This is a genomic window from Natrinema sp. SYSU A 869, from assembly GCF_019879105.1.
In the GTDB taxonomy this organism is placed as follows: Archaea; Halobacteriota; Halobacteria; order Halobacteriales; family Natrialbaceae; genus Natrinema.
In genome coordinates this window covers 2,441,816-2,464,643 of sequence record NZ_CP082249.1, presented here as the reverse complement: position 1 = coordinate 2,464,643, position 22,828 = coordinate 2,441,816, and the positions used below count along the sequence as shown (strand labels likewise).

Sequence of the window (22,828 nt, the reverse complement as noted above, 5' to 3'; positions counted from 1 at the left end):
ACGGGTGAGCAGTAGAGACGAAGGCAGCAATCAGTACCGCGCTACACTCACCCATTTGACATTATGGCACTCGAGGACTATCTCCCTGATCGGTTCAGAGAAACGTACAGTGTAAAGATCGGCTTGATTTTCTTGTTGGTCGTTGTGATGACGATCGCTGTCTCGGCGCTCTTTTTCGGTCACGTCTCCGGCACGGTCGGCCCGGCGGCGGAAGAGCACTTCAGCGATCGAACCGACGACCGCAGCGACGTCGCGGCGGCCTGGCTCGATACCACCGCCGAAACGACGGACGGGCTCACCGCAGATGTGACCGTCCGAACAGGAACGAACGACGAGATCAGTGACCGACTCGCGACGGCTCAGTCCGCGCGCGAGGACCGAGTCACGGAGATTCACTATCTCGACGGCGACGGGGACGTCCTCGCGAGCAGTGCGGACGCTGCCGTCGGGGAGAACGTCTTCGAGGCGGCCGGCGTGCAGGGTGGCACCGACGGACCCAGCGCCACTCACGAGGCGATAACGAGCAACGAGTCCGTGTTCTCGTTCATCTCGAGCGTCGAGGGTAATGACGAACGGTACGTGGCCGTCTCCGCCTCGACCGCCGCGTTCGCATCGGTCCTCGAGACCGAGGGAGACTCGCGTCGTACGGTCGTCACGAACGCCAACGGGGAGACGATCGCGACGATCGGCCAGGAGGCGTCGGTCGGTGACGAGGCGGTCCTCGCCGCGGTCTCGCCGAGCGACGACGGCGTCGCGACCGACGTCCCCGACGGCTCCGAGACGGAGTTCGCGGCGACGGCGGCGACGATCGACACCGGCGGCGAATCGCTGACGGTGATGACCTACGATACCGCAGCAGCCGTCTATGGACCACAGCAAACGGCGACATCGTCGCTACTCGCAGTTCTGTTGCTCTTCGTCCTCCATCTCGGACTTGTCGGGGTCGTCCTCGGCGGCAACATCTCTCTGTATCTCCGCCGACTCGCGAACAAGACCGAACGGATGGGCGACGGCGACCTCACGGTCGACCTCGAGACCAACCGGGTCGACGAGGTCGGGACCCTCTACGGTTCGTTCGCGTCGATGCGGGACTCGTTGCGGGAAACACTCTCCGATCTCGAGGACCAGCACGAACGCGCTCGCGAGGCCAAACACCAGACTGAAGAGCGCAACCGCGAACTCGAGGCCGAGGCCGAACGCTACAGCGATGTCATGGCGGCGTGTGCCGACGGCAACTTAGAGCAGCGCCTCGAGCCCGAAACGGACCACGAGGCGATGGTGTCGATCGCCGAGGCGTTCAACGAGATGATCGTCGACCTGGAGACCGCGATTGCACAGGTCAAGACGATCTCGGCGGAGGTCGCCCGGACGAGTACCGAAGTCCAGACCAGTTCCGACGAGATCAGTCGGGCCAGCCAGGAAGTCAGCACGTCGGTCCAGGAGATCTCGGACGGGTCCTCGAAGCAGGCCGAGGACCTTTCGGTGGCAACGACCGAAGTCAAGGAGATGTCCGCGACCGTCGAGGAGGTCGCTGCTGCGACGAGTAACATCGCCGAGCAGTCGAGTCAGGTTGACGATCTGGCCACGGACGGTCAGCAGGCGGCGACGGAGACGACCGCGGAGATGCACGCGGCCAGCGACCGGACGGAAGCCGTCGCACAGACGATCCGATCGCTGGACGAAGAGGCCGAACAGATTCAGGAAATCGTCGAGGTGATCGACGAAATCGCCGGCCAGACCAACATGCTCGCGCTGAACGCGGCCATCGAGTCCGCGCGATCGGAAAGTGCCTCGAGCGAAAGCGGCGGGTTCCAGGCTGTCGCCGATGAGGTCAAGGAACTCGCAGAGCAGACCCAGACGGCAGTCGAGGACGTCGAAATCATGATCGAATCGATACAACAGCGAGCGACCGAGAGCGCGACACAGATCGAGGAAGCCGAGTCGACGATCGGGTCGGCGACCGAACGGGTGGACTCGCTCTCGACCAAACTCGACCGGATCGCGACGGAGATCGAACAGGTGACGTCTGGCGTCCAAGAGATCGATCAGGCAACGGACGAACAGGCCAGTTCCGCCGAAGAGCTGGCGACGATCGTCCAGGACGTCGCAAGTGTCGCGAACGAAACGACGTCGCAGGCCGAACAGGCCGCGGCGGCCGCCGAAGAGACGACGGCGACGATTACTGACGTCTCCGATGAGGCGACCCGCTTGGACGAGCGAGCCGCGGATCTCGCTGACGCCGTCGACGAGTTCACCGTCTCGTCATCGCCGGCCGGTTCGACTGTGGCCCCTGCGGGACAGGGAGGTGAGTCCCAATGATACCCGAAGTCCAACTCTATCAGTTCGCGTTCTACGCGATGACGGCGGCGACCCTCGGCTTCCTCGTGTGGATCGCCCGGATGCCCGCGGGAAAGCGGCGGTACTACCTCCCCGTACCGATCATGTGCGGGACGCTCGCACTCTCGAACTTCGGCATGTCGATCGAATTGTTCCGCATCACGACGGCGGGCGGCCAGCCGATCCCGCTGACCCGGTACGTCGACTACGTGATCGCGACGCCGATCATGGTCTTCGTCGCCGGGCTGATCGCCGGGGCGACCAGACGGCAACTGGCCGTCGCGATCGTCCTGAGCGTGGCGTGGGTCGGATCGACAGCCGTTCGCTACCTCCTCGATCCTCCCTTGAACACCGTCGCCGGGATCGTAACGATCGTCTCCCTCGTGGCGATCGTCGTCCTGATGATCTGGCCGATCACGAAACGCTCCGGCCAGCAAAATGGTGAGCGAGTCCTCCTCTACGGCAAGCTCCGGAACCTGCTGCTCTTGCTCTGGGTGTTCTACCTCGTCATGGGGTTCGTCTCGCGGCAGGGACTGGGGCTACTCGACGCGTTCGGCGGTATCTTCGTCGCCTCGTATCTCGACATCCTCGCCCGAATCGGGTTCGGTGTCCTGGTGTTACGGGCGACCGACGCGACCGATCAGGTGATCGCCGGACTCAAATCGACCGATGGAGGCGACGACGGCTCGGACGGCGTCACCCTCGAGAAGTCCGAGGAGTCCGCGGTCGAGCCGGCCGACTGACAGCGACTCGACCGAACCGCCATCGGAACTGACAGCAAGCTATCTATTTTATACACAGGTCCGTCGTAGAGTCGGGACAGCATCCGTTGGATTCGAGGATGAACGCACAACGTACGGACCCCTTTCGATGGACATTCGCAGATGGGTCGTCGCCGAAAGCACCACACGTCGTCTCGATGACCTGGCGTGACGGATTGTTCGTCCACTGGCCAGTCGATCCGGACGCCCTTCGCCCGCACGTGCCCAGCCGGTTGACGCTCGAGACGCGGGATGGTCACGCCTGGGTGAGCGTCCTCCCGTTCGTGCTCACGAACGTGGGACTTCGTGGGGCGCCGTCGATCACTCGGCTGGCCTTCGCTGAACTCAATGTCCGGACATACGTTCGGTATCGGGGCGATCCCGGTCTGTTTTTCTTCAGCATCGACGTTGGAAACGCGTTCGTCGCCGCGACTGTCGGGCGGACGACGAGATTGCCCGTCTATCACGCCCGAACACGGGTCGGGGCCACTGAGAACCACGTGGCCTTCGAAAGCGAACGCCGGGAGACGACGGGCGGCGTTCCCGCCAGATTCGCCGCGACCTACCGACCCGACGGCGACGTCTTCACCACCGAACCGGATACGCTCGAGCACTGGCTTACGGCGCGTCGTCGGTTCTACGCCCCGGACGCCGACGGGGTCCTGACCGGCGAGATCGCACACGATCCGTGGCCGCTCCAGCCGGCCGTGGTGACGATCCGCGAGAACACGATGCTCGAGGCCAACGGATTACCGATGCCGATTGGCGATCCGATCGTCCACTACGCCGACGAACTATCGATGACGGGCTCGATTCCGCGGCGGATCAAAAGCTGACTGAGTCTCAGTGAGGATCCGTTGGTACCTAATTCGAGTCAGAGCCACAGAGCTGCCTTTAGAACACCGATACTGACCCGTATGGCGCGCTGAATACGACCGCTACACCTCTTCCCTGTGTGGACGCGTATCGTTAGGTTTGTTAACTACGGTATGAAACAATATTTCTACATAGTACCGATGTCAACGACACGCACAGGAGCGACCGGCAACGAGCGAAACTCGTTTATCTACGTCGTCGCGGCGTTGGCCGCGCTCAACGGACTACTGTTCGGGTTTGACACTGGCGTCATCTCCGGCGCGATGTTGTACATTCGAAATACGTTCGAACTGGCGACCGTCTTCGGGTATTCGATAAACGCCTCCTTGATCGAGGGGATCATCGTCAGCGGGGCGATGATCGGCGCGATCATCGGGGCGGCGCTGGGCGGTCGGCTCGCGGATCGGCTCGGTCGACGACGCCTCATACTCGTCGGAGCCGTCGTCTTCTTCGTCGGATCGTTCATCATGGCGATCGCGCCGACCGTCGAGGTACTGATCGTCGGTCGAATCGTCGACGGGATCGGCGTTGGCTTCGCCTCAGTCGTCGGTCCACTGTACATTTCGGAGATCTCACCGCCGGAAATACGCGGGTCGCTGGTCTCGCTGAATCAGCTGACGATCACCAGCGGTATCCTCATCGCGTACCTCGTAAACTTCGCGTTCTCCAATGGCGGCGAGTGGCGCTGGATGCTTGGCCTCGGCATGGTCCCTGCCGCAGTTCTGTTCGTTGGAATGCTGTTCATGCCCGAGAGCCCCCGCTGGCTCTACGAGCACGGTCGTGAGAGCGACGCTCGCGAGGTACTCGCCAGTACCCGCGTCGAGCAGCAAGTCGAGGACGAACTCCACGAGATCAAAAAGACGGTCCGAACCGAGTCCGGAACGCTCCGTGACCTGCTCGAGGCGTGGGTGCGGCCAATGTTGATCGTCGGCGTCGGGCTGGCAGCATTCCAGCAGGTCACCGGCGTCAATACGGTCATGTACTACGCACCGACGATCCTCGAGTCGACCGGCTTCGCGGACACCGCCTCGATCCTCGCGACCGTCGGTATCGGCGTCGTCAACGTCGTTATGACCATCGTTGCGGTGCTGTTGATCGACCGCACCGGCCGCCGACCGCTCTTACTCACAGGACTCGGCGGAATGACCCTCATGCTCGCCGTCCTCGGAATCGCGTTCTACCTGCCCGGCCTCTCGGGCGCGATCGGCTGGATTGCAACCGGGAGCCTGATGCTGTACGTCGCGTTCTTCGCGATTGGGCTCGGACCGGTCTTCTGGCTCATGATCTCTGAGATCTACCCGATGGAGGTTCGCGGCACGGCGATGGGCGTCGTTACCGTCGTCAACTGGGCCGGCAACCTGCTCGTCTCGCTGACCTTCCTCCGGCTGGTCGACGGCATTGGCCAGACCGGAACGTTCTGGCTGTACGGCGCGCTCTCCTTGCTCGCGCTGGTCTTCTGTTATCGGCTCGTCCCCGAGACGAAGGGACGGTCGCTCGAGGAAATCGAAGCTGATCTCCGTGAAACAGCGTTTGGAGCCGACGCCGGCGAGAAGCCCCGCGTGACGGAGTCGGACGACTAACGGTCGATACGCACAGCATTCCGGTCAAGAACTGACGCGCGGGTCGCATCGTCTGTTCGTCGGCCGGCGAACGGACCGCCTACTGACCGGTATCGATCATCCCGAACCCGTAACCGGCGTCGTTCTCCCGGGCGGTCTCGTAAACAACTCGAGCGGCCGCAACGTCTTGAATCGCGAGCCCGGTCGAATCAAAAACCGTGATACCGGTCTCTTCGGTCCGCCCGTCCGTCGCACCGACGACGAGTTCGCCGATCTCGCCGTGGATGTCCGCATCGGTCAGGATCCCCTCGCCGTAGGGGACGTTGATCTCACCCGAGTGAGTACACTGCTCGTGGTCGTCGATCACGATCCGGGCTGCCCCCAACAGTTCGTCGTGCAGTTCGTGTTTCCCTGCCGCGTCGGCTCCGATGGCGTTGATGTGCGTGTGCTCGCCGATATCCTCGAGTCCCACGATCGGATCCTCGACGGGCGTCACGGTCGAGAGCACGTCGCAGTGACCCGCCTCTGAAATCGAGCCTCCGCGGATGTCGAACCGGTCCTCGAAGGTATCGACGAACCGCTGGACGCGCTCCTCGTCGGGGTCCGAGACGACGACTTCCGCAATCGGACGGACCTCGCTGATCGCCTCGAGTTGGGTGTACGACTGGACGCCGGCCCCGACGAGACCGAGGCTCGAGGCGTCCTCGACGGCGAGGTAGTCAGTGGCGACGGCCGCGGCGGCCCCTGTCCGCTTCATCGTCAGCGTCGTCCCGTCCATAATCGCCAGCGGGAACGCGGTCTCGGGATCGGAGTAGATCATCGTCCCCAGCACCGTCGGCAGGTCGTGGTCCGCGGGGTTGTCGGGGTGGACGTTGACCCACTTCAGCCCGGCGGCGTCCCACTCGCCCGTGTCGAGATAGGCGGGCATCGACCGGAAGTCGCCGTTGTACTGCGGGAGGTCGATATAGGACTTGGCGGGCATCTGGGTGGTCCCCCGCTCGAACGCTCCGAAGGCTTGTTCGACCGCGTCGATGACATCGGACAGTCGCGCGAGCTCGTCGACGTCGTCGCTGTCCAGCAAAAGCGTGTTCATATGCCCGAATATCATGGGCCGCTACTTAGTTCGTCAGTATCAGCCGGCAGGAGGTGAAACGGGTCGGGCCACCTCGGAACGCGGTTGTCTCTCGAACCGATACTGGACTTGATCGGACACCGCAGACGGCCGTCAGCCCCGTGCTCGAAACAGTACGACGCCGGCTCGATACGATTCCAGTCGCCGCCCGTCGCCGTCGTCGACGTACTGGAACTCGAACGCCTCCTCGAGGGCGACCGGCGCATCCGACAGCAGCGATTTGATCTGGCGACGGTTGTCCACCGGCACGTCCATCCGGTCGAGCCAGGCGTCGACCTCGAGCCGACGGCTCGTCTCGTGGACGGTTTCGACCGTCAGCCCCGTCTCCGCGAGCCAGTCAAGCCACTGTTCTCGGGAGTAGGTCTCGACGTGACCCGAATCCCGAAGCCGTTCGATCCGATTCACGTACGCCGTAAGATCGTGATCGGCCGGGACGCAGAGGTCCTCGAGCGCGAACACGCCGCCCGGCGCGAGGACGCGTTCGACTTCCGCGAGGAACGCCTCGGGATCCGGGAAGTGATGCGCGACGAACCGACAGGAGACCGCATCGAACCGATCCGTCGCGAAGGGCAGTCGCTCGGCGTCGAACACGACCCCTCGAGGCCGCCGTACTCGGTCGTCGCCGTCGCGACCATCTCTGGCGAGAGATCCGCCGCGACGACTCTCGAAACGTCCGTTTCGGCGAGCGCGCCGGCGACGTGTCCCGCGCCCGTCGCCACGTCGAGTGCACGCGTCGCGTCGCGACACCAGTCAACGAGGCGCTTGAGGTCGGCGCCCTCCTTGAGGACGTCACCATCCCGATAGCCGTCCGCGGCGTCCCCGAAGGCCGTCGCTACGTCGCACTTTCTGTCGGCGTCGTTCGTCACGGCCGACTCTTGTGGTGAAAATACATGAAGGTTGTGTGAGGGCGGCTCTCGAGGGGGACGAGACTCGACGGTGGATTCGACGGATCGACTCGAGGGATATCGATCGCGGATCGAATCGCGAGAATTGGGATTCGGGAGCGGTGACGAAATATCGAGAAGTGGGCCGACTCGACGAAATCGAGATGGGCTATTCGGAACGGCGGTTCGAGGCGAGTGGCGTCCTCCGTTTCTCACCGCGAGGGCCGCAGCCCGATGGACGAAGTGCCGGTGACGCGTCCCACGGGTCTTCTATCGGCGAGTGAGCGGTTCGGAGAACCCGAACGACGCCGTTCACCGCGAGCGCATCGGCGCTCGCGGGCCGACGACCGATGTGGAGGGACGCGAAGCATCCCGAAACGGAGGGAGGAGTGCTTTTATACTAAATTTTGCCGAGGGCCGCCTTCGGCGGCCCGCAGAGCAAAATTTAGTTTTACATCATGCCGCCCATGCCGCCGCCCATACCGCCCATGCCGCCGCCCATGCCACCGGGGCCGCCGGCGGGCATGTCTTCGTCGTCGTCATCGTGGGAGACTGCGAGGTCGCCCGCGGCGATGACGTCGTCGATGCGAAGCAGCATGACGGCCGCCTCGGTGGCGGACTCGATAGCCTGGGTCTTCACGCGGAGCGGCTCGTAGACGCCCTCGGCATCCATGTCGATGGTGTCGCCGGTGTAGGCGTCGAGACCGGCAGCGGTGTCGCCGCCGTCGTGAGCGCTGCGAAGCTCGACCAGCGAGTCGATGGGATCGAGTCCTGCGTTCTCGGCCAGCGTGCGCGGGATGACTTCGAGTGCGTCCGCGAAGGCCTCGACGGCCAGCTGTTCGCGGCCGCCGACGGAGTCGGCGTAGTCGCGCAGCGAGAGCGAAATGTCGATCTCGGGTGCGCCACCGCCGGCGAGCACCTTGCCATCCTCGATGGTCGTCCGGACGACGCCCAGCGAGTCCTCGACAGCGCGGTCGATCTCGTCGATGACGTGCTCGGTGCCACCGCGGAGGATCAGGGTGACGGCGCGCGCGTCGTCGACATCCTCGACGAAGATGCGCTGATCGCCAGCGATCTCCTTCTGTGCAACGCTACCGGCAGCGCCGAGGTCGTCCTCGGTCAGGTCGTCGACGCTCGAGACCGGCGAGGCACCGGTCGCGCGAGCGAGCTGGGCCTGGTCGCTGGACTTGACGCGACGGACGGCGATGATGCCCTCCTGTGCGAGGTAGTGCTGGGCCATGTCGTCAATGCCGCCGTCGACGAAGACAACGTCAGCGCCGACATCGGCGACTTGCTCGGCCATCTCGCGCAGCTGAGCCTCTTCCTGCTCGAGGAACTGCTCGAGCTGGTCGGGGTCGGTGACGTTGACCTCGGCGTCGATCTCGGTCTCCTTGATCTCGAGGTCGCCGTTGATGATTGCGACATCGGCGTCCTCGGCGAAGTACGGCATGTTCTCGGAGACGCGCTCCTTGTCGATGATGACGCCCTCGACGAGCTCGGAGTTCTCGACCGAACCGCCGACGACCTTCTCGACTTTGATGTTGTCCGTGTCAACGCCGTCGTCGTCGGCGACCGCGCGAACGGCCTCGACGATGAGCCCCGAAAGGAGGCCCTTGGCGTTCTCCGCGCCCTTGCCGGTCATCGCCGTCGCGGCGATCTGTTCGAGGATCTCGGTGTCGTCCTCGTCAACGTCGATGGCGATCTCCTCGAGGGCCGCGGTGGCCTCTTCGGCGGCCTCTCGGTACCCTTGGGCGAGGGTGGTTGCGTGGATGTCCTGGTCCAGCAGGTCCTCGGCCTGGCTGAGGAGTTCGCCAGCGACGACGACGGCACTCGTCGTGCCGTCACCGACCTCCTCCTCCTGCGTCTCGGCGACTTCAACGATCATGTCAGCCGCGGGATGATCGATCTCCATCTCCGAGAGCAGGGTGACGCCGTCGTTCGTGACGATGACGTTGCCCGAGGAGTCGACGAGCATCTTGTCCATCCCCTTCGGGCCAAGCGTCGTCCGAACCGATTCGGCGACGGCCTTCCCGGCCTGCACGTTCATCGACTGCGCGTCCTCCCCGGAGGTTCGCTGGCTGTCCTCCGAGAGTACGATAAGGGGCTGGTTGCCCATCTGCTGTTGAGCCATAGTCAAGGGAACGATTGTTTGTTGTTCTATATAAATCTTTTGTTTGTGTGATGGACGATCCCCGTTCCGTACGGGGTTTTCATACGCCGTCGACCTCGAATCGAGCACCGCCGTGATCGCCGTCGGTCACGGAAATATTCCAGCGGTGGGCGTCGACGATCTCGCGGACGATGTGGAGCCCGAAGCCGGTCCCGTCGTCGCTGTCGGTGTACCCGCGCTCGAAGATTCGGGACCGCTCCGGGACCGGAATGCCGGGGCCGTCGTCGGCGATAAAGAAACCGTCTCCGTCACCGATCGTGCCAACTGTAACGACGACCCCTTCGTCCACTCTACTCCATTCACTGTCATCGTCAACCGTCAGCTGACTGTCCGTCGAACCGTGCTCTACGGCGTCGTCAGCGCGGGAACCGAGCTGACTGCTTGTGGAGCCATGCTCCACACTGTTCCGAAAGAGGTTCTCGAACAACTGTCGGAGCCGATCCGGATCAGCATCGAACGTCGTCGAGTCCACGACGCAGAGCGTCGCATCGTGCGTCTCGACGGTTCCCCAGGCCTGTCGGGCGACCGACTCGAGCTCGACCGGTTCCGCGTCGTCGATCCCCTGGCCCTGCCGAGCCAGGGTCAGCGTGTGCTCGATGATCCGATCAATGCGCTCGTGTGCATCTTTGACCTCCTGGACGTGCTCCTCGTCGCCGGTCTCGACAGCCATCTCGAGGTATCCCTCCGCGACGGATAGCGGGTTCCGCAGGTCGTGCGAGACGATGTTCGCGAAGTCTTGGAGGTCCTCGTTTTTCCCTTTGAGTTCGGCGCGGTCGTCCTCGAGCGACCGGATTCGGCGGCGGCGCTCGATCGCGCCGACGGCCGCCGTCGCGATCGGTCGGAACGTCCGGACGTCGATCTCGCTCACTGCGTCGGTGTCGACGTCGCCGAGTCGGACGATCCCCAGTGTCTCGGACGGAACGACGAGTTCGGTAGACGCCACGGTGGTCGGTTCGTCCGATCGGAACGCTGACCACAACGGGTCCACACCGTCGTCGATCGATTCGATCTCGAAGCGGGCTTCGGCGTCGGGCGTAACGACCTCGGGGACGAGTTCGGATCGGAGACCGTCGTACCGGTAGACGGCGACCGCGGTCGTATCGAAGAACTCGTCCGCGACATCGGTCATCGGCTCCGTAATCCCCTCAATCGTTTCCGACTTGACGAACGATCGGACAGCGGCGTCGACGATCTCGAATCGAGACTGATCGACGACATCGTCGCCACCGTGGTCAACACCGTCGTCACTGTCGTCCGTCCCCGTCGGCGGATCGTCGATGTCGAGGGTCTCGACCCATTGATCGACGGCGTCGATCGAAAGCCCGGTGAGCGCGGCGATCTCCGCTGTCGAACGGCCCCGACGAGACGCCAGTGCTACCAGCAGGCCGTCCTGAGTCGCCGGCGATTCATCGGCCAGTACGGCCTCGACGGCGTCAGTGTCCGACAGCGGGTCGAGATCGGACATTGGCTTGCAGATAGTAACGAAACGGCATAGTCATTGTGGGCCGTCGAGACTGCTCGCGGGCGGACCGCGTTCGAATCCGTCCGTCTCCTCGCTCTTCGTCGTCTCGAGCCGGAGTATACGCCGCTGGCGCGGCGGGACGACAGTATGTTTATATGAGTGTGCTCCCATCCTTGGCAGTAGTATCGATGAGCGAAATTCTCGCCGGAGTCGGCCACGTGACCGACGATGACCCGACAACGGCTGGCCGACGCGCAGCCCGTGCCGCACGAGACGACCTCGGTGACGAGGAACGGCTCGCATACGCGTTCGGCTCAAGCGAGTACGACCAGGCTGCGTTGCTTGGTGGTATCGAGGACCAACTCGACTGTCCGGTCGTCGGTTGTTCGACGGCCGGCGAAATCGCCCACGCCCAGTCGTACACGGAGAGCGTCGTCGTGCTCGCGCTCGCGGGCAACGGCGTTCGTCCCGGTATCGGTTCCGCACCGGGATTTGCTGAGCACCCGAGACGGGCGGGAATGGAGGCGGCTTCGGCGGCCATGGACGACCTTGGCGATGGTGCCGTCCCCACGGCGGTGTCGACGCCCGAGTCGGGCCGCCGGCGCTGGTACCCGAAACTGCTCGTGAACGCGTTCGGACCTGGCCTGACGGGTAGCAAGGAGTGGGCGCTGATCGGCGTCCAGGACGCACTGGGTTGGGCGCACGTCTCCGGTGGGTTCGCGGGGGACGACTGGAAACTCGATTCGACGTGGGTCTACCGGGACGGCGAACCGGTCGAGGACTCGATGACAGTCACTGCGATGGACGTCGACGTCAAGACCGGTATCGGCGTCGCCAACGGCCTGCGCGAGACCGAACACACGTTCACCGTGACGAGAGCCGAGGACAACCGCCTCTACGAACTCGACGGAAAACCCGCACTGGAGGCCTACCGCGACCGCTACGGTGACCGGGTGACCCAGGAACACTTCCTGATGACCCATCCGCTCGGAACGGACGACGACGGGGACGAGACCCACATCGCAATGCTCACCCAGGTCGACGAGGCGGAGGGGTCGATGATCGTCGGCGAGAAACCGCTCGAGGAGGGCCAGGAACTCACCGTCATGGATACGTCGGCCGATGCGGTCCTCGACGGCGTCGAAACCGCGGTCGATCGGGCGTTGACGGCCGCCGGCGGTCCGGAGGATATCGCGGCCGTACTGGTGTTCGATTGCAACTGCCGGTGGTTCCACCTGTCGGACGAGGAGACTCGAAACGCCGAACTCGACATCGTCAGAGAGCGCGTCGGACCGGACGTTCCCGTCGCCGGGTTCTACAGCTATGGGGAGATCGCGACGCCGAACCCGCTGTGGAATGACGATCCGCGGTCACTCATGCGTCAGGACGTCCACCACCAGAGCATCGCCATCGAGATCATCACTAATGAGTCGCTGTAACCTCCCGCCCGACGCGGCGATCGAGAGCGCGTAATCCATGCCCATGACGAACGAACCTCCCGGCTATACCGCACTGATCCAGGCTGCAATCGACCGGGAGACGGACATTCTGGGACCGGACGACGCGATCGAGTGTGCCGACTCGGTCGACGGACTCGTCGTCGATGGTGACGGGACCGTCATTGATGTCGAACGCGACGAGAAAGCCGTCCTCAGCGACCTCGTCGACGCGTACGTGGCGACAGCGGGCGACGTGGCCGCGTTCCTCATCGCCCGCCGCCTCGAGAATATGTGTGACCCGGAGTCCGTCGAACTCCCCGATAACCTCGCGAAACACATGTAACTCGCGGTGGAACACTCGATGCCGGAACGGCCGTCAGTCACAACTCGCCGTCCGAGAACGACCGCGGGACAGCGATCGATGATAGCGGCTCGCGATCAGCCGGAGAACCGGTGGTACTCCATCCCCTTGTGTTTCATCTCGTTGTGTTTCTCCTCAAGGAAGGAGTAGACTGCGCCGTGTGGCGCGCCGTCTAAGAGCATCTCAGCGGCGCTGCGGACGGCGTCGACCTCCTGTGGCGCGCCGATGATACCCAACGTCGAGCCATAGATGACGACGTCGGCACCGGTCAGCTCCTCCATCAGTTCGCGGGTCCGGCCGCCCTCACCGATGAGCCGGCCCTTTTTGCGTTTCATATCGTTTTTGTTGCGCGTGGCGGCGTCGATATCAACGACGTCGAACAACATCATGTCGTCCTCGAGCAGTCGCAGGGCGTCCTCGGGCGCGAATCCGCGGCCGATCGCACGAACGATCTCGGGACCCTTGAGGCCGAGCACAGGGTCGCCGACCGTCTCGACGGCGACGGAGCCGTTCTCCGAGTCGATGTCGAGTCGCACTTCGGCCTCCGCCTCAATCTCGCGCATCGTCTCGCCGCCTTCGCCGATGAGAACGCCGATGCGGTCCTGCGGAATCTTCACGTGCTGCATACGGTCTGCTACTGGCTGGGTGAGGTTAAGCGCTTGGTCCGCGAGCACCGGGTGGGTCGTGGCACCGACGCACGTGACTATCTCGAGTCACGCGGCGGTCGAATCCGGTCTAGTCGAGCACCGATCGGAACCGCACCGACTCCGAGCGCGTGTCGAGGATCGCCACGGTTCGGTCGTCCTCGGACTTCGTCAGAAAATGGGCACCCGGGTTGAGAACGGTCGTCTGGCCCTTTTCGGAGCGTTCGCGCTCGTGGTGGTGGCCGTAACAGACGAAATCGTACGTCTCGCCGGCCGCGATCGCTTCGACCTCGGCTTTGCTCTCGCCGTGGAGGACCGCAAACGAGAGACCGTCGAACTCGAGGTCTGCGAACCGACCGTGAAGCTGGCTCTCGCCGCCCAGCGAGTCGAAGGCGGCCTGCAGGTTGGCGACGTCGCCGTCGTTGTTCCCGAGGACGCCGTGGAGTTCGAACTCGTCGAAGTAGGGGACGATCAGCGGGGCGATGAAGTCGCCGCAGTGGATGACGATCTCGACGCCCTCCTCGTCGAAGATCCCGGTCGCCCGTTCGATCGCCGCGACGTTGTCGTGGGTGTCGGAGATGATCCCGATATTCATTATCGAATCACGCACGCGCGAGCCACTAATGCGTTCGGAGACCCGGCTTCTCGCTCCGTCGCGTGCCACGCGGCTGAAGCGGACCGCCGCGGCCGGTTCGGGCGTTCGCTAGCAGCGACAGGCGCGATCGGTGCGAGTTGTGTGGCTTCCTGTGGTGCGGACCAACTCCTTTAATATCCCACATTATAATAGACATATTTTGTCGAATAGTGGCGTTATTATCGATAATAGAAATGGCCGCTCCTCGATCGCTGCGCCGCAGCGTCCGAATCGCCCGTATCGAAATGTTGTGTACGCGACGGAAACGGGACCGCTCGCGAGGCCTGCGTCTCGTTCTCGGTATCGCATTGATCGCGCTCTCGATCGGCTGTGGCGTCGGTGCGTACGGTCTCGGCGCGGCCGTCTCCCGAGAACAGTTCACATTCTCACTCGGGACCGTACGAATGGGAGCGACCGTTGGATTTCTCACCGCGATCGTCGTCTTCGCACAGGCGACGTCGCGGCGACTCGAGCGTACCGAAACCGACCTGTTGCTCACGACGGTCACCACCCGCGAGTTCGTGGTCGGGATCGGCCTCGCCGTCTATAGCCGCGTGGTGCTGCCATGGCTGGTCCCCGTCTGCAGCGGGGCCGTCGGGTTCGCCGCCGGCGTTCGATCACCGGCGACTGCCGTGACCATCGCCGTCGCGGTCGGCGGTGCCCTCACGCTCGCGGCGGTGACCGGTGCCGTGGGCGTGTTCGCCAGAGACCTCGTTCCCGCTCGCATTACCGGTGTCTTTCGGCAGGGGTCCGTCCTGCGGTACGCGTTGATCGGCGTCGGCTGGCTGGTCGCGTCCGTCGTCGTCGTCGTGCTCCCGCGCGATCGGGTGACGGAGATCGCTCGCCGAGCGCCGAGCGCGTGGATCGTCGATCTCGGGTTGCTCGCCGTCCCGGAGATCGACACCGCCTCGGTCCGCGGCCTCGGTGCACTGGTGATTCTCACCGTCGGCATTCCGGGTGGCGTGATCGCCGCGGTCACGATCGCTGACCGAGTCCTCGGCGAGGGACCGGGCCGTATCGAATCGACGTCCCGATCGCGGTCGCTCGTCGGCGACGGGCTCTCGAGGCGACTGTTCGGACGCCGCGTCTCGCGACCCGCCCTGACCGTCGCCCGGAAGCGATGGGTTCAGGAGTCGCGTGTGTCGAGAGCGTTCTTTATGGCTATCTGCCTCCCATTGTTCGGTCTGAGCGGAATCATTCTCTACGCGGTCTCGGTGAGAGACATCCCTCCGATCGCGCTGGTGTCCACCGCGCTCATCTGTGCGATCGGCGTCGGACAGGGGTTCGGTGTCGAGGTGATCAGCGTCGAGTACCCCGTCTTACCGATGACGCTCACGTCGGTCTCCGGACGGGAGTTCGTCCGGGGGACCGTCCTCGCCGGCGTCGCCGCCGGCGCACCCCCGACCGCGCTACTCACGCTGGGCGCCGGACTGGTCGGTTCGGTCGGCGTCCTCGAGGCCGTACTGATCACCGTCGCGAGCGTCGCGTGGTGTTGCTGTAGCGCCGCCGTCGCGACGGCGCTCGGAATGGACGTCCGGTATCGGGATATCTACCCGATGCCGTATCCGTTTACCAGTGCGATGATCTACGGGGAGATCGGGCGGACGTCGTTCATCCGACTCGGACTTGTCGTTGTGCCGCTCGGAGTCGTCTGCCTGCCGGCAGTCGTCGCGTCCGTCCCGGCGGTCACCGAGGCGGCGACGGCGGTACTCGGCGTTCCGGCGTCAGTCGTTCGAAGCGCCGCCGTCCTCCTGACGATCGGTATCGCGCTGGCCGTCTCGAGGGCGGCCATCGACCGCGCCGTGGAGTCGTACGCGGAGTACACGCTTCGATGACCCGAGGAAACGGTGATTCGTCTCTACATCTCGAGGCCCGTCGGTACGCCCGCCCGCTCGAGCGCCCGTTGCCGCTCCCGTTCGGTCAGCCGGTAGGGCTCGAGTTCGGCCTCGAGCGATCCCAGTTCCGCGCGCCGGCGCTGGTGGTCGGCGAGGAACTCGGTAATTCGCTCGATCACGATTTCCTTTAGTTCGCCACTGAGCAGGGTACCCGATCGATAGTCGGCCGCGATGTGCTCGAGTTCGGCGTCGTCGGGTTCGAAGAAGTATCGGAGGTACTGGAAGGGAACATCGACGGTTGGATCACCGCCGTTCTCTCGGTGGTCCTCGATGGTCGCCCGGCCACCGGTGTAGGCGTGCGTCCGGATCGTCTCGGCGACCGTTTCGGAATCGGCAGTGAGTTCGATCGAGGGCGCATCGCCGGAAGAACTCATTTTTCCCGGCCCCTCAAGGCTCGGGAGGAACCGGCCGAGCAGTGCACCCGGCTTTTTCACTGGAAGCGCTTCCTTTGCGGCGATATCGCGACAGACGCGGACATGAGGGTCCTGATCAATGGCGATGGGAACGAGGGTCGGCTGCCGTCCGTCGACGAGTTGCGGGAGCAGGAGGTGGGCCGCCTGCACGGCGGGATAAAACTGCAGGCCGACGGTGTCCTGATCGCCGTAGACGGCTTCGATCGTGGCCGGCGTGAGGTGCTTCGCGAGGCGAACCGCGATCGGGTAAATCACGTCCGCGTCGGCGGTGTCAACGACGATTCGCGTCCGTTCGGGATCGAACCCTACGGCGAGGATGTCTCGCAGGTTGTCCCGCGTGTGCTCGCCGATGGCGTCGAACGACTGGTCCTTCGCGAGGAACTTCTCGTCGTCGGAGAGCGGGATATACACCGTCGCTTCCGTTTCCCGTTGGAACCGTTTGGCGAGATACAGCGGGAGGACATGGCCGAGGTGCATCGGTCCCGACGGCCCTCGCCCGGTGACGATCGCGTGTGGCGCACCGGAGTCGGCGGCCTCGAGGTAGTCGTCGACGTCGCGTCCCGCGTAGAACGTCCGGCGACGGAGCAGCGGGTGATCGGGGAAGCGAGCGATCTGCTCGTCGGTGAGCGGCTCGGCTCCGAACTGCTCGAGGAGTTTCTCGTAGTCGATCTCGCCCTCGACGGCATACGGGGTGACGGTGAACTCGTCGGCGGTCGAAGTGGATTCGGTACTGGCAGTGCTGTTAGCGGTTTCGTTCGGCTCTGTCATTCGTGTTGTGGGGTGGCTGCAGCGGCTGGAAGACGATGCGGATCAAAAACGAGTGGAGGGAGCGTCCGCCGCCGCAGCCGCCGGGTTAGGCCGCGTCGCCCGCCGCGACGACACTGTTCACTCTCGAAAGGACGTGCCAACGCCATTGCCACCCGAGAGCGGACATTATTGCAAAACAGTTTCTGCTGGACGATAAAGAGGGTTTCGGCGCAGTTGCCGTAAGTACCGACGCGACGCCGCCCGGCTATCGCCACCGCTTACGGACGGCACCGTCTCAGAATCGAGACAGCGTCTCAGTCAGTCGTCTCTATGGGGATACGTTTCAGTATTGTTGGTCCAATATATGTATTACAGTAGACATATTATGAGACCGGCGAGATAGCCGGGCATGCCATTGGAACGGCCAGTCGAAATCGACAGGCGACGACTGCTGGAATACACTGGATCCGCGGGCGTCGTCGCGCTTGCAGGATGCATGTTCGACGACGAAACGGCAGACAACGAGGAGCCGACCGAGACGGTGGACTCCGACGACAAAGAATCAACTGACTCGAGCGAAACCGAGTCCGAGCGAACGACCGTTCGGCTCCTCCACGATACCCACTTCCACGGATCGATGGGAGAGCCAAACGAACCGCTCAACGTCGCGAACTACTTCGGGCTCATGGCAGACCGAGCAGCGGACGCGCCCGACGGCAACGCGCTCGTCGTCGGCAACGGCGACGACCTGCACACGTCCGTCGAGTCGTCGGTCTTCGACGGAGCGCACATGGTTTCGCTGCTCGACGCGAGTCCGCTTGCCTACGACACCTTCGGCAACCACGAGTTCGACAACGGACCGACGAGCCTCCGGAAAAACGTCGCCGACAGCGAGTTTACCTGGGTGAGCGCGAACGTCCGCGACGACCGGACCGACGACGTGTTCGCGGCCGACGAGGGAGCAACACGATACGCCCTCAAAGAAATCGACGGCGTCACGTTCGGAATCACCGGCCTCGCGCCAGCGGACACACCCGACGTGACCTCGGTCGGTGAGCACGTCACGGTACTCGAGCCGGCGTCAGCCGCCGAGTCGGTCGTTGGCGAGTTGCAGGACGAGGGAGCGGAGGTGATCGTCCTGCTCTCCCACCTCGCCAGTCCCGTCGCGGAGGACCTCGTCGCGGCGGTCGACGGCATCGACGTCGCTGTCGGTGACCACGCCGCGATGGTGTACGACGAGCCCAGAGACGTAAACGACACCGTCGTCTCGGTCGTCGGCGACGAGTTCGAGTATGTCGGCCAACTGGACATTGAGGTCGGAAGCGACGGCCTCGATGACTACTCGTTCCAGCGGTACGACCTCGCGGAACAGGTCGAGAGCGGCGCGGTAGAACCACACGGTGACGTCTTGTCCCGCCTCGAGAACTACGAGAGTGACCTCGAGGCGGAACTCGACGTGGTGATCGGCGAGACGGCGGTCCCGCTGGATGCGCGGACCGAGACGGTCCGGAGCGAAGAGTCGAACCTCGGAAACTGGCTGGCGGATATCGTCCGGGACGACGTCGACGCCGAGATCGCGCTCCAGAACGCCGGCGGCATCCGTAGCGATCGGCTGTACGAGAAGGGTGAACTCACCCGACGGATGATCGTCGACATCTTACCGTTCCCGAACCGCACGGTGAAACTCGAGGTGTCGGGCGCGACTCTCCGCGAGGCGATCGAACTCGGTGTCAGTACGGTCGAAAACGGCCACGGCCGCTTCCCGCAGGTCAGCGGGATGAGCTATGCCTACGATCCGGACGCATCGGCGGGCGATCGCGTCGCGGAGATCACGGTCGGCGGCGAACCGGTCGCGGACGACGCGACGTACGAACTCGCCACGAACGACTTCGTTGCGGGCGGCGGCGACGGGTACGAGATGCTCGCGGACGGCGAGGTGCTCGTCCACGGGGACGAAGGGACGCTCCTGTCCACGCTCGCGATCGACGCCATTCGAGAGCAAGATGTTATCGCACCCGAAACGGAGGGGCGCATCAAAACGGTCTGAGACGAACGGCAGTAAGTACTATCGGTCGGTCTCGGTCGAGATTGGCGCGGTCAGTCCCGCGAGGGATCCGGCTCAGGATTCGTGACAAACTCGAGTAAGTCGTCCTCGGTCACCGCGAGACCCTGTCGCGAAAAGAACCCTGCCACGTTCCGGCAGTCGCGCTCCAAGAACTTGCGGCTGTTGGGGTGGTGGACGGTGACGGCCTGTCCGAGGTCGATGAACACGAGTTGGCCCTCGGTCTCGTCGAAGACGACATTGTACTCGCTGAGATCGCCGTGGATCAGCCCGGCCGAGTAGAGCCGGCGCATGTACTCGCGCATGACCTCGTAGGCGGTTTGGGGGTTCTCGATCTGGACCTCGCCGAGCCGTTTCGCGCGGCCGTCCTCGGTGCCGATATACTCCATAACCAGGACGTTGCGCTCGGTGGCGATCGGCTCTGGAACCCGCACCCCGGCCGCCTGCGCTCGCCGGAGGTTCGCCAGTTCCTTTTTCGTCCACGCGAGGACGACGTCTTTCTTCTTGCCGCCTAAGCCCTCGAAACGGGGGTCGCCCTCGAGGTAGTCGCGCATCTGTGTGAAGTTCGAGGCGTTGATCCGGTAGATCTTGACCGCGACCTCGCGGTCGTCTCCCAGCGCGTGGTAGACGTTCGCCTCCTTGCCAGTCGAGAGCGGCCCGCCGAAGGCCTCGACGTAGCCGTCCTGGACGAGCTTGTACAGCGCCGCGAAGGTGGCATCGTCGAACACCGACTGCTCGACCTTGAACTGCTCGGCGTCCTTAATGCGCTCCTCGAACTGCTCGAACTCGCGGTCGCGCTTGCGAGCGATCCGATCGGCCTCGGTCTCCGAGACGTCGATCTCCTCCCATTCGTCGCCCGGGGTGTCGGCTTCCTCGAGGTCGACCAGTCCGAATTCCGTTCCCTGTCCCATCTGTTCGGCTCTACGTGCCGAGTGTGGGTAAATACTGGGACTCGCTCGAGCGGCCCCGATCCGACCCACGCTGGCATCGACGACGGTCACACGACCACCTCAGCTACACTTTTTGCGCTGTCCGTAGTAGCACCGACTGTGAATAGATCGACTGAGCGCCGCCCCGTGGGGATCGAACGGTGACGCGATACGACGTGACGCTCGAGTGGGCCAACGGCCCGAACCGGACGATCAAGGTCGCCGACGACGAGGCGGTACTCGAGGCGGCCCAGCGGGCCGGCATCCGGCTGCCATACGACTGCCGGAAAGGGACCTGCATCACCTGTGTCGGTCGGCTGCTCGCGATCGAGGGCGGCGAGACCGAGTCCGACGCGGACGGGACGGAGCGGCCGCGCGACGCCGCCGACGCGTTCACCTATCGGCGGCCGCCGCAGGCGCTGACCGACGACGAACGGGCGGACGGCTACGTCCTGCTCTGTATCGCGTCCCCGCGAGCCGACTGTCGCATTGAGGTCGGTCCGCGGGTCCGCGCCGAAGTCGGCGACAGTCCCTGGGCGTAGCTCCTGCTCCGTCACGGCCCCTTCCCTCCCCCCTCCCCGACCAGATTTATCTTCGTGCTTGTGGTGGAGTGTCCCATGAGTGATAGCCCCACACAACAAGACGCAACGGCGGAGCACGACCACGATCACGACCACCACGAGGGACCCGGCTACGCAACGCCACAGGCCGCCATCGAGGAGGGTGATCGAGAGGAATTAGCCTACGTCATGAGCCTCTACGTCGGGACGGACGTCGACGCGTCGGACTTCGTGGCGGTCGTCGACCTCAATCCCGACTCGGACACGTACTGCGAAATCGTCGACCGAATCGAACTGCCGAATCGCGGGGACGAACTCCACCATTTCGGGTGGAACGCCTGCTCGTCGTCATGTCACGTCGAGGGACTCGAGCGGCGACACCTGATCGTCCCCGGCCAGCGCTCCTCACGGATCCACGTGATCGACGCGCAAGACCGGCGGAATCCCGAATTGGAGACCGTAATCGAACCCGAGGAGGTCTTCGAGTACGACCTCTCGGCCCCACACACCGTCCACTGCATCCCGGACGGGGAGATCCTGATCAGCATGCTCGGCGACGCCGATGGGGAGCTTCCGGGCGGATTCCTCGAGTTAAACGAGGACTTCGAGATCGAGGGGCGGTGGGAGCCCCGGGTGAGATCGAGATGAACTACGACTACTGGTACCAGCCACGCCAGAACGTGATGGTTTCAAGCGAGTGGGCCGCGCCGAAGACCTACTATCCGGGATTCGACCTCGACGACGTCGAAGCGGGAAACTACGGGCAGAAACTCCACTTCTGGGACTGGGAGGCTGGCACCGTCGAGCAGACCATCGATCTCGGCGAGGAGGGACTGATCCCGCTCGAGGTGCGATTCCTCCACACGCCCGAATCGACGCACGGGTTCGTCGGTGCCGCGCTCTCGTCGAACGTCTTCCACTTCTGGCGCGACGAGAGCGCGGGCGACGGGCGGGGAGAGTACCGCGCCGAGAAGGTGATCGACTTCGAGAGCCGGGAGCACGACGATTGGGATATGCCGGTCCCCGCATTGCCGACGGATATCCTCATCTCGATGGACGATCGCTACCTGTTCGGCTCGAACTGGCTCCACGGAGACGTCTGGATGTACGACATCTCGGATCCGTCGAACCCGCGGCGGGCCGACTCGCTCTCGGTCGGTGGCACCTTCGGCGAGGTACAGGAAGTCCAGGGCCGCGAACTGGCCGCCGGCCCGCAGATGATCCAGCTCTCGCTCGACGGGGAGCGCCTCTACTGGACCACCTCGCTGTTCTCCTCGTGGGACAACCAGTTCTACCCCGAGGAGGCCGAACGCGGCTCAGTGATGCTGAAAGCCGACGTTGACCCCCGGAACGGCACGCTCGAGCTCGACGAGGACTTCCTCGTCGATTGGGGCGAGTGCCCCGAGGGGCCGGCCCGCGCCCACGAAATCAGGTGGCCTGACGGCGACTGCACGAGCGACGTCTGGCAGTGATCAGCCGCGAAACCGGTACTCGGTCGAGCAGATGACGAGCCACGACGTGACCCTCGAGTGGCCTGATGGCCGAACACGGACGATCGAGGTTCGCGAAGACGAGACGGTCCTCGAGGCCGCCGAACGGGCAGATATCGGACTCCCGTACGGCTGTCGTACCGGGGCCTGCGGGACCTGTACGGGTCGGCTACTCGAGACCGACGCGACGGAACCGGGAGACAGCGACGGCGACACGGGAGGTGACTATATCGAGGCCGCATTCGCGTATCGTCGGCCGCCCCGAGCCCTGAAGGATCGACACCGGGACGACGGCTACATGCTGTTGTGTATCGCTACACCGCGGGCCGATTGTCGGATCGCGGTCGGCTCGAGGGTCCAGGCCGAACTGGTGGACAACCCGTGGAAGTAACGCGTTTCGACCCGACTCGAGCCGATACCGACGCGAAACGGCCGACACGTAGTCAGTACTGTTAACGGGGGCGAACGGCTAC

The 22,828-nt window shown here is 64.2% G+C and carries 19 protein-coding genes and 2 pseudogenes; 12 read left to right on the top strand and 9 right to left on the bottom strand.

The window, feature by feature from the left end; translation table 11 throughout:
• Window positions 1-63: 63 nt before the first annotated feature.
• The 4 genes from K6I40_RS20330 to K6I40_RS20315 all read left to right on the top strand — a co-directional run bounded on the left by K6I40_RS20330 (window position 64) and on the right by K6I40_RS20315 (window position 5,554).
• Window positions 64-2,319: a HAMP domain-containing methyl-accepting chemotaxis protein gene (locus tag K6I40_RS20330; protein ID WP_222915991.1), complete on the top strand. Its 2,256-nt coding sequence runs from the start codon at window positions 64-66 to the stop codon at window positions 2,317-2,319.
• Entirely contained in the window at window positions 2,316-3,080 is a 765-nt protein-coding gene (locus K6I40_RS20325) for a bacteriorhodopsin (protein WP_222915987.1), read from the top strand. The genes K6I40_RS20330 and K6I40_RS20325 overlap by 4 nt, the downstream gene beginning before the upstream one ends.
• Window positions 3,081-3,178: 98 nt before the next feature.
• Complete coding sequence (locus tag K6I40_RS20320) at window positions 3,179-3,934, top strand: DUF2071 domain-containing protein (RefSeq protein WP_222915977.1); 756 nt, start codon at window positions 3,179-3,181, stop codon at window positions 3,932-3,934.
• Between the two features lie 180 nt (window positions 3,935-4,114).
• Window positions 4,115-5,554, top strand: a complete 1,440-nt coding sequence (locus K6I40_RS20315) for a sugar porter family MFS transporter (RefSeq protein ID WP_222915975.1) — start codon at window positions 4,115-4,117, stop codon at window positions 5,552-5,554.
• Between the two features lie 79 nt (window positions 5,555-5,633).
• On the opposite strand, the gene K6I40_RS20310 is transcribed toward K6I40_RS20315, so the two are convergent.
• From K6I40_RS20310 to K6I40_RS28645, 3 genes and pseudogenes are all read right to left on the bottom strand, one after another.
• Complete coding sequence (locus K6I40_RS20310) at window positions 5,634-6,626, bottom strand: ornithine cyclodeaminase family protein (RefSeq protein ID WP_222915973.1); 993 nt, start codon at window positions 6,624-6,626, stop codon at window positions 5,634-5,636.
• Between the two features lie 132 nt (window positions 6,627-6,758).
• A complete protein-coding gene (locus K6I40_RS28650; protein WP_255681808.1) occupies window positions 6,759-7,256 on the bottom strand; it encodes a class I SAM-dependent methyltransferase in 498 nt (165 codons plus the stop codon).
• A 69-nt stretch (window positions 7,257-7,325) separates the two neighbouring features.
• Window positions 7,326-7,384 (bottom strand): annotated as a pseudogene (locus K6I40_RS28645) (hypothetical protein); the annotation flags it as partial.
• Between K6I40_RS28645 and K6I40_RS28640 the strand changes: the two are divergent.
• On the top strand, window positions 7,364-7,549 hold the full coding sequence (locus K6I40_RS28640) for a hypothetical protein (RefSeq protein WP_255682180.1): 186 nt from the start codon (window positions 7,364-7,366) through the stop codon (window positions 7,547-7,549). The pseudogene K6I40_RS28645 and the gene K6I40_RS28640 sit on opposite strands and share 21 nt — an antisense overlap.
• A gap of 451 nt (window positions 7,550-8,000) precedes the next feature.
• Here the strand turns inward: K6I40_RS28640 and thsA are convergent, their stop codons facing one another.
• Together thsA and K6I40_RS20295 are read right to left on the bottom strand one after the other, a co-directional pair.
• On the bottom strand, window positions 8,001-9,665 hold the full coding sequence (gene thsA, locus K6I40_RS20300; RefSeq protein ID WP_222920416.1) for a thermosome subunit alpha: 1,665 nt from the start codon (window positions 9,663-9,665) through the stop codon (window positions 8,001-8,003).
• A 94-nt stretch (window positions 9,666-9,759) separates the two neighbouring features.
• Window positions 9,760-11,184, bottom strand: a complete 1,425-nt coding sequence (locus tag K6I40_RS20295) for a HAMP domain-containing sensor histidine kinase (protein WP_222915971.1) — start codon at window positions 11,182-11,184, stop codon at window positions 9,760-9,762.
• Between the two features lie 185 nt (window positions 11,185-11,369).
• Here K6I40_RS20295 and K6I40_RS20290 point away from each other — a divergent pair, with 185 nt between their 5' ends.
• Entirely contained in the window at window positions 11,370-12,620 is a 1,251-nt protein-coding gene (locus tag K6I40_RS20290; protein ID WP_222915969.1) for an FIST N-terminal domain-containing protein, read from the top strand.
• Between the two features lie 43 nt (window positions 12,621-12,663).
• Window positions 12,664-12,963 (top strand): hypothetical protein, encoded by a 300-nt coding sequence (locus K6I40_RS20285; protein WP_255681807.1) that lies wholly within the window; start codon window positions 12,664-12,666, stop codon window positions 12,961-12,963.
• A 95-nt stretch (window positions 12,964-13,058) separates the two neighbouring features.
• On the opposite strand, the gene K6I40_RS20280 is transcribed toward K6I40_RS20285, so the two are convergent.
• Window positions 13,059-13,607 (bottom strand): KH domain-containing protein, encoded by a 549-nt coding sequence (locus K6I40_RS20280; protein ID WP_222915965.1) that lies wholly within the window; start codon window positions 13,605-13,607, stop codon window positions 13,059-13,061.
• Between the two features lie 109 nt (window positions 13,608-13,716).
• Window positions 13,717-14,220 (bottom strand): metallophosphoesterase, encoded by a 504-nt coding sequence (locus K6I40_RS20275; protein WP_222915955.1) that lies wholly within the window; start codon window positions 14,218-14,220, stop codon window positions 13,717-13,719.
• A 233-nt stretch (window positions 14,221-14,453) separates the two neighbouring features.
• Between K6I40_RS20275 and K6I40_RS20270 the strand changes: the two genes are divergently transcribed.
• A complete protein-coding gene (locus K6I40_RS20270; protein WP_222915953.1) occupies window positions 14,454-16,094 on the top strand; it encodes a hypothetical protein in 1,641 nt (546 codons plus the stop codon).
• Window positions 16,095-16,117: 23 nt separating this feature from the next.
• Here the strand turns inward: K6I40_RS20270 and K6I40_RS20265 are convergent, their stop codons facing one another.
• Window positions 16,118-17,335: a tryptophan--tRNA ligase gene (locus tag K6I40_RS20265; protein WP_222915951.1), complete on the bottom strand. Its 1,218-nt coding sequence runs from the start codon at window positions 17,333-17,335 to the stop codon at window positions 16,118-16,120.
• A gap of 388 nt (window positions 17,336-17,723) precedes the next feature.
• Here K6I40_RS20265 and K6I40_RS20260 point away from each other — a divergent pair, with 388 nt between their 5' ends.
• Window positions 17,724-19,361 carry a 5'-nucleotidase C-terminal domain-containing protein gene (locus tag K6I40_RS20260; protein ID WP_222915949.1) on the top strand — a complete coding sequence of 546 codons (1,638 nt, stop codon included), beginning with the start codon at window positions 17,724-17,726 and terminating at the stop codon, window positions 19,359-19,361.
• A 50-nt stretch (window positions 19,362-19,411) separates the two neighbouring features.
• On the opposite strand, the gene rio1 is transcribed toward K6I40_RS20260, so the two are convergent.
• The gene (gene rio1, locus K6I40_RS20255; protein WP_222915947.1) at window positions 19,412-20,287 is read right to left on the bottom strand and encodes a serine/threonine-protein kinase Rio1; all 876 of its coding nucleotides are present in this window, start codon (window positions 20,285-20,287) and stop codon (window positions 19,412-19,414) included.
• 179 nt (window positions 20,288-20,466) lie between these two features.
• Here rio1 and K6I40_RS20250 point away from each other — a divergent pair, with 179 nt between their 5' ends.
• From K6I40_RS20250 to K6I40_RS20240, 3 genes and pseudogenes are all read left to right on the top strand, one after another.
• Window positions 20,467-20,847: a 2Fe-2S iron-sulfur cluster-binding protein gene (locus tag K6I40_RS20250; RefSeq protein ID WP_222915945.1), complete on the top strand. Its 381-nt coding sequence runs from the start codon at window positions 20,467-20,469 to the stop codon at window positions 20,845-20,847.
• Between the two features lie 75 nt (window positions 20,848-20,922).
• Window positions 20,923-22,337 (top strand): annotated as a pseudogene (locus K6I40_RS20245) (selenium-binding protein SBP56-related protein).
• 31 nt (window positions 22,338-22,368) lie between these two features.
• Entirely contained in the window at window positions 22,369-22,746 is a 378-nt protein-coding gene (locus K6I40_RS20240; protein ID WP_222915943.1) for a 2Fe-2S iron-sulfur cluster-binding protein, read from the top strand.
• Window positions 22,747-22,828 lie beyond the last annotated feature (82 nt).

Excerpts from the sequence above, each read along its gene's own strand:
- K6I40_RS20330 (WP_222915991.1), top strand. The coding sequence starts at position 64 with ATGGCACTCGAGGACTATCTCCCTGATCGGTTCAGAGAAACGTACAGT.
- K6I40_RS20325 (WP_222915987.1), top strand. The coding sequence starts at position 2,316 with ATGATACCCGAAGTCCAACTCTATCAGTTCGCGTTCTACGCGATGACG.
- K6I40_RS20320 (WP_222915977.1), top strand. The coding sequence starts at position 3,179 with ATGAACGCACAACGTACGGACCCCTTTCGATGGACATTCGCAGATGGG.
- K6I40_RS20315 (WP_222915975.1), top strand. The coding sequence starts at position 4,115 with ATGTCAACGACACGCACAGGAGCGACCGGCAACGAGCGAAACTCGTTT.
- K6I40_RS20310 (WP_222915973.1), bottom strand. The coding sequence starts at position 6,626 with ATGAACACGCTTTTGCTGGACAGCGACGACGTCGACGAGCTCGCGCGA.
- thsA (WP_222920416.1), bottom strand. The coding sequence starts at position 9,665 with ATGGGCAACCAGCCCCTTATCGTACTCTCGGAGGACAGCCAGCGAACC.
- K6I40_RS20295 (WP_222915971.1), bottom strand. The coding sequence starts at position 11,184 with ATGTCCGATCTCGACCCGCTGTCGGACACTGACGCCGTCGAGGCCGTA.
- K6I40_RS20290 (WP_222915969.1), top strand. The coding sequence starts at position 11,370 with ATGAGCGAAATTCTCGCCGGAGTCGGCCACGTGACCGACGATGACCCG.
- K6I40_RS20285 (WP_255681807.1), top strand. The coding sequence starts at position 12,664 with ATGACGAACGAACCTCCCGGCTATACCGCACTGATCCAGGCTGCAATC.
- K6I40_RS20280 (WP_222915965.1), bottom strand. The coding sequence starts at position 13,607 with ATGCAGCACGTGAAGATTCCGCAGGACCGCATCGGCGTTCTCATCGGC.
- K6I40_RS20275 (WP_222915955.1), bottom strand. The coding sequence starts at position 14,220 with ATGAATATCGGGATCATCTCCGACACCCACGACAACGTCGCGGCGATC.
- K6I40_RS20270 (WP_222915953.1), top strand. The coding sequence starts at position 14,454 with ATGGCCGCTCCTCGATCGCTGCGCCGCAGCGTCCGAATCGCCCGTATC.
- K6I40_RS20265 (WP_222915951.1), bottom strand. The coding sequence starts at position 17,335 with ATGACAGAGCCGAACGAAACCGCTAACAGCACTGCCAGTACCGAATCC.
- K6I40_RS20260 (WP_222915949.1), top strand. The coding sequence starts at position 17,724 with ATGCCATTGGAACGGCCAGTCGAAATCGACAGGCGACGACTGCTGGAA.
- rio1 (WP_222915947.1), bottom strand. The coding sequence starts at position 20,287 with ATGGGACAGGGAACGGAATTCGGACTGGTCGACCTCGAGGAAGCCGAC.
- K6I40_RS20240 (WP_222915943.1), top strand. The coding sequence starts at position 22,369 with ATGACGAGCCACGACGTGACCCTCGAGTGGCCTGATGGCCGAACACGG.